The organism is Methanolobus sp. (assembly GCF_030682845.1).
In the GTDB taxonomy this organism is placed as follows: Archaea; Halobacteriota; Methanosarcinia; order Methanosarcinales; family Methanosarcinaceae; genus Methanolobus.
The window spans coordinates 1-16097 of sequence record NZ_JAUXNK010000077.1 but is presented as its reverse complement, the minus strand read 5'-3'; the positions used below and the strand labels follow the sequence as shown (position 1 = coordinate 16097).

Annotated in this window: 12 protein-coding genes; 6 read left to right on the top strand and 6 right to left on the bottom strand. The window is 47.5% G+C overall.

Features of this window, described 5'->3' with window-relative positions:
- The 3 genes from Q8J68_RS10760 to Q8J68_RS10750 all read right to left on the bottom strand — a co-directional run bounded on the left by Q8J68_RS10760 (window position 1) and on the right by Q8J68_RS10750 (window position 3522).
- On the bottom strand, window positions 1–1986 hold the full coding sequence (locus Q8J68_RS10760) for a CoB--CoM heterodisulfide reductase iron-sulfur subunit A family protein (RefSeq protein ID WP_305311519.1): 1986 nt from the start codon (window positions 1984–1986) through the stop codon (window positions 1–3).
- A 154-nt stretch (window positions 1987–2140) separates the two neighbouring features.
- Entirely contained in the window at window positions 2141–3058 is a 918-nt protein-coding gene (hdrB, locus tag Q8J68_RS10755) for a CoB--CoM heterodisulfide reductase subunit B (protein WP_305311518.1), read from the bottom strand.
- Window positions 3055–3522: a 4Fe-4S dicluster domain-containing protein gene (locus Q8J68_RS10750; protein ID WP_305311517.1), complete on the bottom strand. Its 468-nt coding sequence runs from the start codon at window positions 3520–3522 to the stop codon at window positions 3055–3057. The genes hdrB and Q8J68_RS10750 overlap by 4 nt, the downstream gene beginning before the upstream one ends.
- A 467-nt stretch (window positions 3523–3989) precedes the next feature.
- Here Q8J68_RS10750 and gatE point away from each other — a divergent pair, with 467 nt between their 5' ends.
- From gatE to Q8J68_RS10725, 5 genes are all read left to right on the top strand, one after another.
- Entirely contained in the window at window positions 3990–5891 is a 1902-nt protein-coding gene (gatE, locus tag Q8J68_RS10745; RefSeq protein WP_305311516.1) for a Glu-tRNA(Gln) amidotransferase subunit GatE, read from the top strand.
- A gap of 9 nt (window positions 5892–5900) precedes the next feature.
- Window positions 5901–6980: a DPP IV N-terminal domain-containing protein gene (locus Q8J68_RS10740; RefSeq protein WP_305311515.1), complete on the top strand. Its 1080-nt coding sequence runs from the start codon at window positions 5901–5903 to the stop codon at window positions 6978–6980.
- A gap of 92 nt (window positions 6981–7072) precedes the next feature.
- Window positions 7073–8167 (top strand): glutamine-hydrolyzing carbamoyl-phosphate synthase small subunit, encoded by a 1095-nt coding sequence (gene carA, locus Q8J68_RS10735; RefSeq protein ID WP_305311514.1) that lies wholly within the window; start codon window positions 7073–7075, stop codon window positions 8165–8167.
- 3 nt (window positions 8168–8170) lie between these two features.
- Entirely contained in the window at window positions 8171–11398 is a 3228-nt protein-coding gene (gene carB, locus Q8J68_RS10730) for a carbamoyl-phosphate synthase large subunit (protein WP_305311513.1), read from the top strand.
- A gap of 35 nt (window positions 11399–11433) precedes the next feature.
- On the top strand, window positions 11434–12615 hold the full coding sequence (locus Q8J68_RS10725; RefSeq protein WP_305311512.1) for an argininosuccinate synthase: 1182 nt from the start codon (window positions 11434–11436) through the stop codon (window positions 12613–12615).
- A 451-nt stretch (window positions 12616–13066) separates the two neighbouring features.
- Here the strand turns inward: Q8J68_RS10725 and Q8J68_RS10720 are convergent, their stop codons facing one another.
- Both Q8J68_RS10720 and Q8J68_RS10715 read right to left on the bottom strand, forming a co-directional pair.
- Complete coding sequence (locus Q8J68_RS10720; RefSeq protein WP_305311511.1) at window positions 13067–13585, bottom strand: dihydrofolate reductase family protein; 519 nt, start codon at window positions 13583–13585, stop codon at window positions 13067–13069.
- A 19-nt stretch (window positions 13586–13604) separates the two neighbouring features.
- Window positions 13605–14387 carry a tetratricopeptide repeat protein gene (locus tag Q8J68_RS10715; RefSeq protein WP_305311510.1) on the bottom strand — a complete coding sequence of 261 codons (783 nt, stop codon included), beginning with the start codon at window positions 14385–14387 and terminating at the stop codon, window positions 13605–13607.
- 329 nt (window positions 14388–14716) lie between these two features.
- Between Q8J68_RS10715 and Q8J68_RS10710 the strand changes: the two genes are divergently transcribed.
- Window positions 14717–15112 (top strand): PGF-CTERM sorting domain-containing protein, encoded by a 396-nt coding sequence (locus tag Q8J68_RS10710; RefSeq protein ID WP_305311509.1) that lies wholly within the window; start codon window positions 14717–14719, stop codon window positions 15110–15112.
- 94 nt (window positions 15113–15206) lie between these two features.
- Here Q8J68_RS10710 and Q8J68_RS10705 read toward each other — a convergent pair whose 3' ends face one another.
- On the bottom strand, window positions 15207–15875 hold the full coding sequence (locus Q8J68_RS10705) for a DUF4332 domain-containing protein (RefSeq protein WP_305311508.1): 669 nt from the start codon (window positions 15873–15875) through the stop codon (window positions 15207–15209).
- Window positions 15876–16097 lie beyond the last annotated feature (222 nt).

Sequence of the window (16097 nt, the reverse complement as noted above, 5' to 3'; positions counted from 1 at the left end):
TTATTCTCCCTCAAATGTGAAAACACTCCTGACCTGGGCAAACAACTGCTGGTTCTTGAAGTGGCTCTGCTGCAGCGCTCCCGTGGGGCATGCCACGGCGCAGGTTCCGCACCCCTTACAAAGTGCTTTGATAATTGCCAATTTTCCATCTGCAAGCGACAACGCCTGGAAAGGACACATAGGCACACATATTCCGCACCCGACGCAGATATCCTCATCAACTTCCACAGTGATTCCTTCAGTGGTTGCTTTACCCTGGGCAAGATATCGTGTTGCACGGGCGGCACAGGCACTTCCCTGGGATACTGAGTAAGGTATGTCCTTAGGTCCCTGGGTCACACCGCCTATGAATATACCGTCAAGTGTTGTGTCAACGGGTTTTAGCTTGGGATGTGCTTCCATCATAAATCCGTCGGCTGCCCTGCTGACCTTAAGCAACTGCCTGACACGCTCAGAACTTTCGCTTGCCACGGCTCCCACACTAAGCACGAGCAGGTCGAGCTCAAGGTTGTAGATATTGTTTGTCAGCGTGTCCTCCACGCGGACAATGACACTGTTATCCCTATCCTCGCTCACCTTCCCGGGTTTTCCGCGGATGAATTTGATACCCATGTCCCTGGCCCGGTCATAGAACTCTTCATAGTTCCTGAAAGGTGCCCGGATATCCATGTACATGATATACACTTCAGAATCAGGATATTTTTCTTTTATAAGCTGGGCGTCCTTCAATGCATACATGCAACAGAATCCGGAACAATACCTGTTGCGCTTCTTGTCCCTGCTGCCCACGCACTGGATAAAGCCTACGCGCTTTGGAGGCTTGACGTCACTGGGCCTCACCAGCTTGCCCATTGTGGGTCCGCTGGCGTTGAGCAGACGCTCAAGCTCCATCCCGGTGATAACATTATCATATATCCCATATCCGAAGTCGTTTGCTGGCTCTGGGTCGTATATATCGTATCCGGTGGTTACGACTATCACACCTACTTCCAGATCGGAGAATGTTTCCTCCTGCTCCATTTTGATAGAATGGCTCTGACATGCTTTGATGCAGGCACCGCAGTCTATGCAGACGGACCTGTCCACAACAGCCCGGAGTGGTACTGCCTGGGGAAACGGTACATAGATGGCTTTGCGGGTGCCGATACCTTCATTGAATTCAAAGTCCGGTACCTCTATCGGACATTTCTGAACGCATGACCCACAGCCAGTGCAGGTAGTGACATCGACAAAACGGGACTTGTGCCTGACCCTCGCCCTGAAGTTACCTACGTAGCCTTCCACTTCCTCCACTTCGGAATAGGTCATAAGCTGGATATTCCTGTTCCTTGACACTTCCACCATCTTCGGGCCAAGTATACATATACTGCAATCATTTGTGGGGAAGGTCTTGTCAAGCTGCGCCATCTTGCCGCCGATGGATGGGTTCTTTTCGACCAGATAGACCTTGTAACCCATATCAGCAATGTCCAGGGCTGCCTGCATACCTGCAACACCTGCTCCGATAACAAGTGCCTTGTTCGTGACAGGAACCACAGTGGATTGGAGCGGTTCCAGAAGTTGCGCCCTGGAAACGCCCATGCGCACCAGCTCACTCGCCTTCTTTGTAGCATTCTCCTTGTCCTGCATGTGTATCCAGCTGCAGTGTTCCCTTATGTTGACGAATTCAAAGAGGTAAGGGTTCAGGCCGCCTTCCTCTACACATGCCCTGAAGATAGGTTCATGTGTCTTGGGCGTACATGAGGCCACAAGGACACGGTTAAGATCATGGTCCTTTATAGCCTGTTTTATCTCCGACTGCCCTGCATCACTACATGCATACTTGTTGACCACGGAGGTGGCCACATTGGGCAATGTGGAAGCATAATCGGCCACAGCCCGGCAGTTCACAACACCACCTATATTCACACCGCACTCGCATACAAAAACCCCTATTCTGGGGGTGTCTGCTGCTTCAGTTTCTTTAACCGAACTTTCTTTGACCATATTTCTTCTCCGGGCTGATCCGATAGCATAACCTGGGTAATCATATAAAAGCATGTTTACCGGCACAAGGCTGTGTTTTTGTAGATATCTCTATGAGTGAAGAGTATTTTGAGTTAAAATATACCAGTTCGAAAAGCACCATGTATCTGCAAGATCACACGATAGTGCATACTTCGTTCTCAGAGGTATCCATCTTTACCTTTTCGATGAACCTGGAAGTATCCACAATGTTCATTGCTATTCCCAGCTCTTCTGGTGAAAAGCCCATGGCAAGTCCAAGAAGCTGCGTATAATGCAAAACCGGCAGGTTGTAGTTCTTTGCGAACTTATGGTTGATCTCTGCCTGCCCCACATCGAACTGAAGGTGACAGAACGGGCATGCGTCAACGATGCAGTCGGCACCTGCCTCAGTCATGTGCTCAAGTTTTTTGTTTGCTATCTTCAGCGTCGCATCAAGGATTGCGGTCCTGGCTCCTCCGCCGGCACCGCAACAACTCATCTTATCCTCGTAATCAACACTGATGGCTCCGGTTGCTTCTACAAGTTCATCAAAGAACGTAGGTTTGCCGGCGAGTCCGAGCTTTGAATCCTTTAAAGGGTGAATAAGATGGCAGCCGTAATGTACAGCGACTCTGAGGTTCAGAGGCTTTGTAACAGCTTCCCTTACCTTGTCGACTCCTATCTCCTGATAGAGATATTCAACGACATGCCTTACATCCTGAGTGCCTCTGAATTCATGTCCGATCTCTGCAAGCTTTGAGTTGACATCTTTTTTCAAAGCAGGATCTTCTTTGAGCATATCGTTAGCGTCTTTAAGCGTACTGAAACAGCCGTTGCAGATAGTAAGGATGTCATCGCTTTTTTTTTCGGATAGTGTGATGTTCCTTGAAGCCAGTGTAAGCCAGGTGAGCTTGTCAAGAGACCGGAATACTCCCGGCGCAGGGCAGCATGACGCTCCGTCAAGGTCAGCGAGACCGACACCCAGTGTTGAGAATACTTTCTTGGCAGCAACTTCTATTCCCGGGTATCTGTTAGGAGCAACACAGCCCAGGAACAGGGAGAGTTCTGTCATGCCTTCTCCTCAGCAACTATCTGGTCAAAACCGGAGAGATTCAACAGTATCTTTATATCGTTCAGCTGTTTTTCGGAACTTGCCACTGTGGGCGGTATTTCATTAAGACCCAGTTGCAGACGCCTCTTTTTTCCTTCCTCATTACCTGGAACTGCGTGGCCGCTATCCATCAGCATCTGTCCGATCTTCCTGTGAGCAGGCAGTATATTGCCATCTCGAACTGCAGCTTCCCTGATACTGAGCAGCCCATCAACTATTTTTACACCCTGTGGACAATTATCCTGGCACTTGTAGCAGGTCGTGCAGTAAAATATGAATGGAATGTCCATTGGCTCCTCACTTTTGAGGCCAAGCTTTTCCATCTGCAGGAACCTGCGGATCTTGTATGCCTGTTCCTGCTCAGCCATGGGACAGGCGGCTGTGCATTGACCACATTGGTAGCAGCGTTCGATATTTGATGACATCTTGCAAACTCCTATCCATAATGATTAATAATTAGTCTTTCAACAAGATATTGTACATGATTATCCCTTATAAACGCTTCGCATCTATCATGAATGATTCTTACAATCCTTCACTTTAGAACATATTAGATGAGGAAAGCATGACCCAAGTGAGCAAAACAACTTACATGATTTTTGGCGATTTACACTAAATATCACTATGCCCTGAACTCTTAAATGCATCTGCCTACAGATGCATGTAGTGAGGAATTGATACTATAAGTGCAATAGTTATCGCTACCTTTGTACATAGCAGAATAACCAATGGATTGTAAATGATTGTATACGATAAACCTTTCGATTATTCTCATTCAGGCTTTATATGTGGGTTTTTGGAAGTCATGCCGACGAACAATACCTTTATACATCCTGAGGCTGTTTGATGAGTGAACCGACGTCTATGCGAAAATTATTTGGTGAGATTATTCATGAGCGATAAATTCGATTATGCCGGACTGGGTCTGAAATGCGGTCTTGAGATCCATCAGCAGCTTGATTCTAAACAGAAGCTCTTTTGCAGATGCCCCACCCTGATAAGGGACCTCGGTGAATCCACTTATGAATTCTTCCGTTACTTACGCCCCACGGAAAGTGAGATGGGTGAGACAGACCGGGCGGCTCTTGAACAGTCCAAGCTGAAACGCAAATATATATACAAAGGATATGACACCACCTGCCTGGTTGAGAATGACGATGAGCCCCCAACAAAGGTAAACCAGGAGGCTCTTGACATTGCACTTTGCATCACCAAGCTCCTGCGTATGAGGCCTGTGGATCAGGTGCATGTCATGCGCAAAATCGTGGTGGACGGCTCTAATACTTCTGGCTTCCAGCGGACAGCCTTCCTGGCAAAGGATGGTGTTATAGATACATCCGTAGGACCGGTAGGTGTCGGTGTGCTCTGCCTTGAGGAAGAGGCATGCCAGAAGATAGAGGATAAGGGCGACTCTATTATTTACTCACTTGACCGCCTTGGCATCCCGCTGGTGGAAATCGGTACGGAACCCGATATAATATCCCCTGCCCACGCAAAGGAAACTGCACAGCAGATAGGGATGTTGCTGCGCTCCACAGGAAAGGTCAAGCGTGGCCTGGGTACCATACGCCAGGACGTCAACATCTCCATAGCAAAGGGCGCCCGTGTGGAGCTTAAGGGTGTGCAGGCACTGGATATGATAGAGACGATCGTTGAGCGCGAAGTTCAGCGTCAGGTCAGCCTGCTTGCCATCAGGGATGAGTTACTTGCAAGAGGGGCCTCTGTATGCAACACTGTTTTTGACATTACTGACGTTTTCAGGGACACGAAGTCCAAGATCCTCCTGAGCACACTGAAAAAGGGAAAGGTACTTGCAGTCATGCTGCCGGGGTTTGCAGGATTCACAGGCAGGGAAGTGCAGCCTGGCAGGCGCATAGGGACAGAGTTCTCTGACAGGGCCAAGACCTCAGGTGTTGGCGGCATCTTCCATACTGATGAACTTCCCAATTACGGCATAACGGCCGAAGAGGTCGGAATGCTGAGGCAGGCTGTCGGTGCGATGGAAAATGATGCTGTTGTGATGGTGGCTGATCTTGAAGAGCGCGCAAGAGGCGCCATGGAGAGTGTAATTATCAGGGCAAGGGAAACACTTGAAGGAGTGCCGGAGGAAACCCGCCGTGCGCTGCCGGATGGGAACAGTTCCTACCTGCGACCGCTCCCCGGAGCTGCAAGAATGTATCCCGAGACCGATGTCCCGCAAGTGGAGATCTCACCAGCTTATTTTGGATCCATAGGAATACCCGAACTCCTGACAGAACGTGCAAAACGTTTTGAGTCGGAGTACAACCTTCACAGGGAACTGTCCGAGAAGATAGTTTATTCATCTCACCTGCCTCTGTTCGAGGAACTGATGCAGCGCTTTGAAGGCAATACCAGTGTCACTGCCACTCTTGTAGTGAGAACGCTCACAGGGATGCTTCCGGAACTCAAGCGTGACGGTGTGGAGGTAGATAAACTGGAAGACCGTCATTTCCTGGATGTATTCAGCCTGGTAGCTGACGGCGGGATATCTAAAGAGGCCATAGACAGTATATTAAGAGTAGTTGCCAGGGAGCCTGGCCTTAGCGCCGGAGATGCGGCTTCTCAGCTTGGGATGGGGGGAATGGACATCGCTCTCGTCGAGAAGTTCATAGACCGGATTATAGAGGATCGCAGTGACTTTGTCAGGGAAAAAGGACCCGCTGCAGTTGGTCCGCTTATGGGCATAGTAATGGCCGAGTTCAGAGGCAAGGTAGATGGTAAGATATTAAGTGAAACCCTAAAACAAAAGATTAATATATATAAGTCTACTTAATATATTTTAATGCAAATTCATTTGTCTTTCACAAAAACAAGATATTGTCTGGATATCTTATTCATATTTCTGGCATTATCGCTGTTGCTACCACTGGCATGCGGAGCAGGAGCTATTATTGTAGACGAGGACATAAGGCTGACAGATGGTAAAGGGTACAATCATCCATCGTGGAGCCCGGATGGCAATAAATTAACCTATGCCTATAATCAGGGAATATGGGTTATGAATGCGGACGGTTCGGGTACAAAAAAACTCTATGACACTCTCGCATGGTCCGGAGACCCGGTATTCAATCAGGATGGCAGTAAGATATATTATGCCACTGAAAGCAGGACTGCATACTCAGCCCGTTATATCAGTCTGCATGTGATGAATGCTGATGGCAGCAATAATGTGAAACTGACCGGGACGTCCGATTCGAGAGAACCCTCAGTAAGTCCTGACGGTCGCAGCTTAGCTTATGTTTCCAAAATTTCCGGTAACTATGATATATGGATCATGGATATCAACAGCAGGAAAAGTGTTCAGATCACAGATGATAAAGGTGACGAAGCTTCCCCAACCTGGAGCCCGGACGGAACCAGGCTGTTATATTCTCTCGGAGGTGACATATACACCCAGGAGCCAGATGCTGTTAAAGCAACACGCCTGACTGATGATGAATTCAATAATACCGAACCCTCATACAGTCCCCAGGGTGATATGATTGTATTCTCATCCGACAGGGATGGCAGCTATGACCTGTGGATCATGCGCACAGATGGAACGGGCATGAAAAAGCTCACAATGGAGAACTCAAGCGAAAGATCACCTGCATGGAGTCCAGAAGGCAGTCGTATAGCTTACATTTCCAATGAGGGGGGCGAGTATAATCTATGGGTGCTAAAGCTACGTGTCGAGAAATCTGAACAGGCTGCTACCGTAGAATACCTGGAAGAAGAAAGTGTTGCGGAAATAAGTCCCTATATAAACACAGTCAGAGCCTTTGCAACAGAAGAACCTAAAAAGTTCATCATATCTATCTTATTAATATCTTTTGTGATAGTATCGGGTATAGTCTATTCTTTCCTAAGGAAGATCAGATAGTTCCCTTTTTTTTTTAATCTGTGACGGTCAATCCCGTGATCCCATCGCAATACTTATAGCCTATTCCTTACATGTAGACGCAGGTTCTTACAATGAATGCAGTACTAGGCTTAGAAGATGGGACAATTATTAAAGGCACCGGATTCGGTGCCGAAGGTATCGTTACCGGGGAACTTGTTTTCACCACTCAATATACAGGTTATGAGGAGGCTTTGACCGATCCGTCATATAAGGGTCAGATCCTCATGTTCACTTATCCACTAATTGGTAATTACGGTGTCAGCGAAAGCTGTTTTGAGTCAGACGGCGTCAAGGCAGAAGGCCTTGTTATAAGGGAAGAGTGCCTGGAGCCGTCCCATTACCTTTCGAAGAAGACGATCTTCAAGTTAATGGAAGATGCGGGGAAACCCGGCATCTCAGGTGTGGATACACGTATGCTCACTATCAAGAGCCGTGAATATGGTACAATGCGCTCAGCCCTTATAAATGGCAGTGATGATGGTGAAGAAGCTGTAAGGCTTGCCAGGGAACTGCCAAGTATCTCAGAGCTTGACCTTATATCAAAAGTTACCTGTCCACAGCCTTTCAGGATAGAAAGTCCTTTGCGTGATCCCAATAACCCGGTAAATGTAGTGCTCATGGATTTCGGAAGGAAACTGAGCATAGAAAAAAGCCTGCTGGCCCGTGGCATGGATGTCACTGTAGTGCCGGCGAGCACATCACCTTCGCAGATCAGTTCTTATGAACCCGATGTGCTCTTCCTGTCCAACGGTCCCGGAGACCCGCAGGCAGCGGCAGACGGGATAAAAGCCGTTAAAGAGCTTGCGGGCGAACTGCCGATAGTTGGTATCTGCCTTGGGCACCAGATCATATCCCTGGCACTTGGTGGAGATACCTACAAGCTGAAGTTTGGCCACAGGGGCGCGAACCAGCCGGTCAAGGACTTTGAAACAGGCATAGTGTACATCACATCCCAGAATCATGGTTTTGCAGTGGACCCAAACTCATTTGAGGAGGCAGATGTCCAGGTGACACAGGTTAACGCTAACGACAAGACCGTTGAGGGAATATCCCACAATTATCTCGACATGTTCAGCGTGCAGTATCACCCTGACGCACATCCGGGTCCGATGGATACCGAAAAGCTTTTCTTTGACAAGGTTTTGAAACTTGCAGGGAGGAAGTAAACGATGCCAAAACGTGAAGATATCAAAAAAGTACTTTTAATCGGCTCAGGGCCGATAACAATAGGCCAGGCGGCAGAGTTTGACTTCTCTGGCAGCCAGGCATGCAGGTCCCTCAGGGAGGAAGGGATCAAGGTCGTACTTGTGAACTCTAACCCGGCAACCATCATGACAGATCCCGAGATGGCCGATGCCGTTTACATCGAGCCTCTTGACTACAGGTCCATTGAGAAGATAATCGAGAAGGAAAGGCCCGACGGTATCATTGCGGGTATCGGTGGGCAGACCGGACTTAATCTGACCAGTGAACTTGCAGAACACGGCATCCTGGAAAAGTATGGGGTGAAATTACTGGGTACATCCCTTGATGCTATAAAGAACACAGAGGACCGTGAGCTGTTCAAGCAGACCATGCAGAGGATAGGAGAAAAGGTCCCGCGCAGCAGGGCAGTGTCATCACTGAAGGAAACTGAAGAGGTCATTGATGAACTTGGCCTTCCGCTCATCATCCGTCCCGCATATACCCTTGGAGGCGCAGGCGGCGGTATTGCCCATACCCGGGAGGAACTCCTTGAGATATGTGAGAGGGGACTTAGGCGCAGCCGGATCCACCAGGTGCTTATAGAGGAAAGCGTACTCGGATGGAAAGAGTTCGAGTATGAGGTCATGCGTGATTCAAATGACACCTGCATAGTCATTTGTAACATGGAGAACCTGGACCCCATGGGAGTCCACACAGGTGAATCCATTGTGGTAACACCCTCACAGACCCTTAATGACCAGGAGCACCAGATGCTCAGGACTGCAGCTATAAAGATCATACGCACTTTTGGTATTGAAGGAGGCTGTAATATCCAGTTCGCCCTCAAGGATGGCGACTACAGGATAGTTGAGGTCAATCCCCGTGTCTCCCGCTCATCTGCACTTGCCTCAAAGGCAACCGGCTACCCGATAGCCAGGGTGACAGCAAAGATCGCTCTTGGTATGAAGCTTGACGAGATACTCAACAACGTTACAAAACAGACACCGGCTTCCTTTGAGCCGACCATTGACTACGTTGTTACCAAGATACCCAGGTGGCCTTTCGATAAGTTCGTCAACGCAGACAAGACGCTTACAACCGCGATGAAGAGCACCGGTGAGGTAATGGCTATCGGTCGCACAATAGAAGAGTCCCTGCAGAAAGCTATCCGTTCCCTCGATATCAAGATGGATCTTGGTTCCGATGAATGGAGCAGCAGCGAGGTCAGGACCCTGCTGCAAACCCCTACCAGTGAAAGGCTGTTCGTTATTTACTATGCTCTTCGAAACGGGTTCACCGTCGAAGAGGTTTCCCATCTGACAGGAATAGATGTTTTCTTCATCAAGAAGATCAAGAACATAGTGGACATGGAAAATGCCCTGCATGAGAACGCAAAGTCAGGTGAACTGTCCTTAGATCTTCTACGGCGCAGCAAGCGTATGGGTTTCACTGACTCCAAGATCGCAAATCATACCGGCAGGACCCGGGAAGATATCAACGACCTGAGACGGGAAGCAGGAATAATCACCACCTACAAGATGGTAGATACATGCTCTGCGGAATTTGCAGCTGCAACTCCATATTATTACTCCTGCTATGAGACTATGTGTGAATTACAGCCCACTGACCGCAAGAAAATAATTATACTGGGCTCGGGACCCATAAGGATAGGCCAAGGCATAGAGTTCGATTACTGTACTGTGCACGCAGTGACGGCGATAAGGGAACAGGGCATAGAGGCCCAGATCATCAATAATAACCCTGAGACCGTTTCTACTGACTACGATACTTCTGACAAGCTGTTCTTTGAGCCGCTTACCCTTGAAGATGTGATGAATGTAATTGAAAAAGAAAAGCCCTACGGTGTGCTTGTGCAGTTCGGTGGCCAGACATCCATCAATCTTGCAATGCCGCTTGAGAAGGAGCTTAAGAGGCGTGAGGACCTCGATACTGTTATACTCGGTACTTCTCCTACTGACATAGACGTAGCTGAGGACCGTGAGAAATTCAACCATCTGATGCAGCAACTGGGCATCAGGCAGCCGGATGCAGGTTATGCAAAGTCACAGGCCCAGGCGGTCGAGATCGCGGCACGCATCGGTTATCCTGTGCTTGTCAGGCCTTCCTATGTACTTGGAGGCAGGGCAATGGAAATAATCTATGACAATAATGACCTGGAGCGCTACATGCGCGAAGCTGTAAAAGTGTCTCCGGAACATCCGGTCCTCATTGACGATTTCCTTGAAAGTGCGGTGGAGATAGATGTCGATGCCGTTTGTGATGGCAAGGATGTTCTTATTGGTGCCATCATGGAACACATTGAGGAAGCAGGTGTCCACTCAGGCGACTCTGCATGTGTTATCCCGCCGCAGTCCCTTTCCGAGGAAACGCTGGAGATCGTGCGCGACTACACACGCAAGATAGCACTTGCACTGAATGTGAAAGGTCTGGTAAACCTCCAGATGGCCAAAAAGGGTGACATTGTCTATGTCCTTGAGGCAAATCCGCGTTCAAGCAGGACAATACCTTTCGTATCAAAGGCAGTCGGACTGCCGCTGGCAAAGATAGCGGCACAGGTAATCATTGGCAACAGCCTGAAGGATTTGGGGTACAACCTGGAGAAAGAGCCAAAGATCGGGCATGTCGCTGTAAAGGAAGTACTGCTTCCGTTTGATAAACTGCCAGGTGCCGATCCTGTGCTCGGGCCGGAGATGAAGAGTACCGGAGAGGTAATGGGCATTGACTATGATTACGGGCGTGCTTTCTTCAAGGCTCAGCTCAGCGCTGATAACATACTGCCCCTTACTGGCAAGGTGTTCATGTCCATTAGGAATGTGGATGAAGAACAATTGCTGGAAGTTGCACGCAAGCTCAAGATTGCAGGAATAGAGCTTGTCGGTACCAAAGGCACCGCCGAGTTCCTTGAAAAGAACGGTATTGAGATGGGCATCATAAAGAAGGTTCATGACGGCAGCCCCAATGTCATTGATATGATGCGCAGGGACGAGGTTGCTCTTGTTATAAACACGCCTACCAACAAGCAGGCGCGTAAGGACGGTTCCAGGATACGCCGTGCGGCTGTGGACTTCAAGGTGCCATACATCACGACCATCCAGGCAGCACTTGCAGCAGCCTCCGCGATAACTTCGATGAAATTGGGCGAAGGGACTGTAAAGTCCATCAATGAATACCATAAAGAGATAGTTAAATGATGGCTAGTTCTTAATCAGTTTCAGGACCAGATAATATGTCAAAGAAAGTAGTACTTGCTTATTCTGGCGGGCTTGACACATCCGTGTGTATCCCGCTGCTTAAAGAGGAATACGGCTACGATGAGGTCATTACGGTAGCTGTGAATGTGGGCCAGCCGGAAGAAGATGTGAAGCAGGCTGAAGAGAAAGCGCAGAAGATCAGCAACAAGCACTTCACAATTGATGCGCGTGATGAGTTCGTGCAGGATTACATCTTCCCACTGATCAAGGCCAATGGCGACTATGAGGGCTATGTGATGGGAACTTCTATCGCCCGTCCGCTCATTGCCAGGAAGGTCGTTGAGATCGCCCTGAAGGAAAATGCTGTTGCACTGGCACACGGATGCACCGGCAAGGGTAACGACCAGCTCAGGTTCGAGGCTATTTTCAGGCTCACCGACCTGGACGTTGTCGCACCCATGAGGGATATGAACCTCACACGTGAGTGGGAAATAGAATATGCAAAGAAGCACGGCATCCCCGTGACGGTTACAACCGCAAAGCCATGGAGTGTTGACGAGAACATATGGAGCCGCAGTATCGAGGGCGGTAAGCTGGAAGACCCTGCCTTCATCCCGCCGGAGGAGATCTACCAGTGGACAGTTTCCCCCGTCAATGCACCGGATGCACAGACCCTTGTAATCGGTTTCGAGAAAGGTGTCCCCGTCTCTCTTGACGGAACGAAGATGGGCGGCGTGGAGCTCATCGTGAAACTCAATAAGATAGCAGGCTCCCACGGTGTCGGCCGCACGGACATGATCGAGGACCGCGTGCTCGGCCTTAAAGCCCGTGAGAACTACGAGCACCCCGCAGCCACAGTGCTGCTCACAGCCCACAAGGACCTGGAAAAGCTGGTCTTAAGCCGCGCCGAGCTCAAGTTCAAGAAAATGGTTGACGAGCAGTGGTCCGAGCTTGCATACTCCGGCCTTGTCGACGAGCCCCTCTACCACGACCTGAACGCCTTCATCGACAAGACCCAGGAGCGTGTCACAGGAACCGTCACAGTCAAACTCTACAAAGGCAGTGTCATGATCCTGGCCCGCAGCTCCCCCTGCGCCCTCTACTCCGAGGACATGGTATCCTTCGATAGCGCCACCATCAACCAGAAAGACGCCGAAGGTTACGCCAAGTACCATGGCTTCCAAGCGAGATTGTACAAGAAAGTAATTGGGAAGTGAGATAGTATGCCGGAAGGCATACGATTGTCTTTTTTACTTTTTATTATACTTTAAAGCAATATTCCTATTTTTTGCTTTTATAGTCTTTATACGACTGAGTATTTTGTTTGCTGCATGATTTCTTCTCATTCTTTTCAAGAACTGTGCATAGTTTTCGAGGGCCTATATTTGATAATTAGGCAAACCTGTTCTTGCACCCCAAACAACGATTATGAATATAATGATTACAAAAATAATCATTATGCAATACAGCAAGGAAAAAGAACTCGCCCTCATGTCTCTCCTTGACAAAAGCAAGCCGTCCTTTCTGGTAATAACCGGCAAGAGAAGAGTCGGGAAGACCGAGCCTATCAGGCAGTGAAGATTTTCTTATGTGTGAACTCGATGATATCTTACGTTAAAATGTCATCGTTGTCAGCCGGAATCCTGACAAGGATGTGAATCCGGGTTCCTATCCGATCACGTTATAATGAACCTGAATCATCCCCTTGTCATACGAACTGACTTTAGTCAGTTCCAGTCTGATCTCATCCGGTTGCGTGAACAAAGGTATTCCTTCTCCCAGGATTATTGGCTGGATACCTATTACGATCTCGTCCACCAGGCCTTTTCTAAGGAACTGGTTAATGAGATCACTTCCTCCCATTATCCAGATGTCACCGGTGGTTTCAGTCTGGAGTTTTTCCACGAGAGAAATTATGTCCTCATCAGTGAATTTAATGTTCCTTTCATCTGCATGGTCCTTCTTGTGGGTGAACACATAGGATGTCTGTTCCGGGTAAGGCCAGTCAATCCCAAAGGACATCACTTTCTCATAGGTAGTGGCTCCCATCAGAATGACTTCGACATTTTTGATGAATTCATTGTAGTAGTCATAAGAAGGGTCTTCTTCCAGCCAATCGATATCGCCATTCTTTCTTGCGATAAAACTATCAAGGCTCGTAGCAATGTAAACGATTTTCCGGCTCATTTCAACAAGTGTCCGCGTTTTATAAACGTGTTCTTTTAACGCGATTGCGCATTTTGACTGCCTCACGTTTTCGTCCCATTTTCTCCAGTAAATGGGCGTAGTTCTCGAAGCACTTTAATGAGTCGGGATGACCTTCACTTTTGTTCTTGTCGATTATTGTGATTGCCCGAATATACACCTCTTTAGCCTTGAGATGTTTGCCCTGATTATGGTAGAGTCCGGCTAAACTGCGCAGGCTTGCAACTACATCCGGATGTTCCGGACCCAGTACGTTCTCCCTGATCCCCAATGAACGAAGGTAAAGAGGTTCAGCATCAGGGTATTTACCCTGGGCTTTGTAGATAACAGCCAAGCTATTGAGAATTGTAGCAAAAGAGGGATTTTCCGGACCCAATGTGCTCTCTGTAATTTCCAATGCACGAAGGTAGAGAGGTTCAACAACAGAATATTTACCCTGGGCCTGGTAGAGTCCGGCCAGATCAATGAGACTTGTAGCTACAGATGGATGATCCGGACCCAATGTGCTCTCTCTCATCTCCAATGAACGAAGGTAGAGAGGCTCAGCATCAGAGTATTTGCCCTGGGATTGATAGAGTGCAGCCAAATTATTGAGCTCCTTAACTGCATCCTGATGTTCCGTATTCACTTCGCTTTCCTTCTGTTCCGGTGAGTCGTCATTAGAACTTACGGCAGCATCTGATTTTATTGGCTCATGGTCGGTTATTCTTTTTCCCCCAAGTGACAGTGTTATTTTAGAATGAAAGATGGTTGATTCTTTAATAATTGGATCTTGACGATTCAATGAAAGTAAGACCAGACTTAGTGAATAATTAGTTCGTATAGTTAAGGTGAGAGAATATAAATGTGTTGTCTAATTACTTTCCATTTTCATTCAAGCCTCTGCACCTATTTATTTTATCTCCCGGTATTCTGCAATGAACGCTTCAACTGTGATTATTTGTTTTCATTTTGTCCTTTAACTTGTTTTCGATATCATTCTTATTGAACTAAGATTAGCAGCGCTTAAATATCTAATCACCAACTTTATTTATATGGAGTTGGGGCGATGATATGAAGCATAAACTACCTGTCATATTGATTTTAGCAGTGCTTATTGTTTCAGGATTACTTATGGTGTCATTTGTACTTAGTTCTCTAAATGATAATGTAACCGGGACATTCAGTGATGTAAGTGAGAGACTTGATAACGCCAGTGAAAAAGCTAGTAACGCAAGTGATAGGCTTGGTAGTGCCAGTGAAAACGTGGGTAATGCAAGCGAGAGAATTGGTAATGCAAGCGAAAGGCTTGATACTGCCAGTGAAAGAGTAGGTAACGTAAGCGAGAGAGCTGGAAATGGCAGTGAGAGACTTGGTAATGCAAGTGAGAGACTTGGAAATGCGAGCGAAAGAATTGACAATGTAAGCAACAGAACCGATGGGCAGCAATCTCCGGGATTTGAATCCATTGTTGCAGTTGTCGGATTACTGGCAGCCGTTTACTTAATGCGAAGACATATCCGTAAATGAGCTGTGCAGCAAGTGCCACATGCACCTTTCTTAAATTTATTTACGTATTTATTTACTGTTACAGGATGCCCACCAGAACTACCATCTTAGTTTATCAGTCGATATCTTTGTCCAGTTTCTCGCAGAAGCGACGGCAATAATCTATGTCCGAGATGCCAAGTGTAGCCTTGGTGAAGGCCCGTTCCTTATTTAACGCATTAACTGAGCAAAGTATTTTTTCAGAAGATGTCTTGTTGTAGTCCCCGATGCTTTTCACACCTATCTCTTCAAGGATCTTGGCATAACCGACCCCAACTCCGTTTATCCTCAACAGGTCCGTGATACACAGAGCGTATTCTATTCTCGATACAAAGATACCGGTAACAGCTGAGAGGACATCTCTCGGTCCTGCATTTGAAAAGGCTTCATAATACTGCTTTGTGTTCTTAATGTTCTGTTTCTTAAGCATCTCCAGTTCATCGTGCGAAAATATTTCAAGCTTCTCTAGAGGCAGTATTTTTACGATATAGCTGTTGACCATCCGGTTGAGAATCACAAGGTAATCCTCAGGAATCCCTGTGTCCTTCGAAACAGCAGGATAATTTTCCTTCTTTTTGAGAAGGTCATGCACCTGCTGAAGGTTAATCACGCCTTTATCCCTTAATCTCTGCATGTTAAGGGAAAGGTCATCAAGTATGGGCATCTGAGAGGGCAGAAGTTGTGCAGTGCGCATTGTTTTATCAAACTCTTCCAGTAAAAATATTGTCATATCCACGGAATACATTTCATCACATCAATCCTTATGTTTGGGTAGTGCAGGCATATAAGTGAAGCACTTTTAGATCTGCAGAAATCCTCATGAATGCAAATTCAGTACTTCACTAATTTTGAATAGGACACAGAATAATGCTTTCCGATAGCTTTATATGCGGCGGGAACGCCGCCCTATGTCATTTCTACCATTCAATTCAAGGACCTGTGATAAGGTTGAATTAAGGCCAAAACA

Excerpts from the sequence above, each read along its gene's own strand:
- Q8J68_RS10750 (WP_305311517.1), bottom strand. The coding sequence starts at position 3,522 with ATGTCATCAAATATCGAACGCTGCTACCAATGTGGTCAATGCACAGCC.
- gatE (WP_305311516.1), top strand. The coding sequence starts at position 3,990 with ATGAGCGATAAATTCGATTATGCCGGACTGGGTCTGAAATGCGGTCTT.
- carB (WP_305311513.1), top strand. The coding sequence starts at position 8,171 with ATGCCAAAACGTGAAGATATCAAAAAAGTACTTTTAATCGGCTCAGGG.
- carA (WP_305311514.1), top strand. The coding sequence starts at position 7,073 with ATGAATGCAGTACTAGGCTTAGAAGATGGGACAATTATTAAAGGCACC.
- Q8J68_RS10740 (WP_305311515.1), top strand. The coding sequence starts at position 5,901 with ATGCAAATTCATTTGTCTTTCACAAAAACAAGATATTGTCTGGATATC.
- Q8J68_RS10720 (WP_305311511.1), bottom strand. The coding sequence starts at position 13,585 with ATGAGCCGGAAAATCGTTTACATTGCTACGAGCCTTGATAGTTTTATC.
- hdrB (WP_305311518.1), bottom strand. The coding sequence starts at position 3,058 with ATGACAGAACTCTCCCTGTTCCTGGGCTGTGTTGCTCCTAACAGATAC.
- Q8J68_RS10760 (WP_305311519.1), bottom strand. The coding sequence starts at position 1,986 with ATGGTCAAAGAAAGTTCGGTTAAAGAAACTGAAGCAGCAGACACCCCC.
- Q8J68_RS10725 (WP_305311512.1), top strand. The coding sequence starts at position 11,434 with ATGTCAAAGAAAGTAGTACTTGCTTATTCTGGCGGGCTTGACACATCC.
- Q8J68_RS10705 (WP_305311508.1), bottom strand. The coding sequence starts at position 15,875 with ATGTATTCCGTGGATATGACAATATTTTTACTGGAAGAGTTTGATAAA.
- Q8J68_RS10710 (WP_305311509.1), top strand. The coding sequence starts at position 14,717 with ATGGTGTCATTTGTACTTAGTTCTCTAAATGATAATGTAACCGGGACA.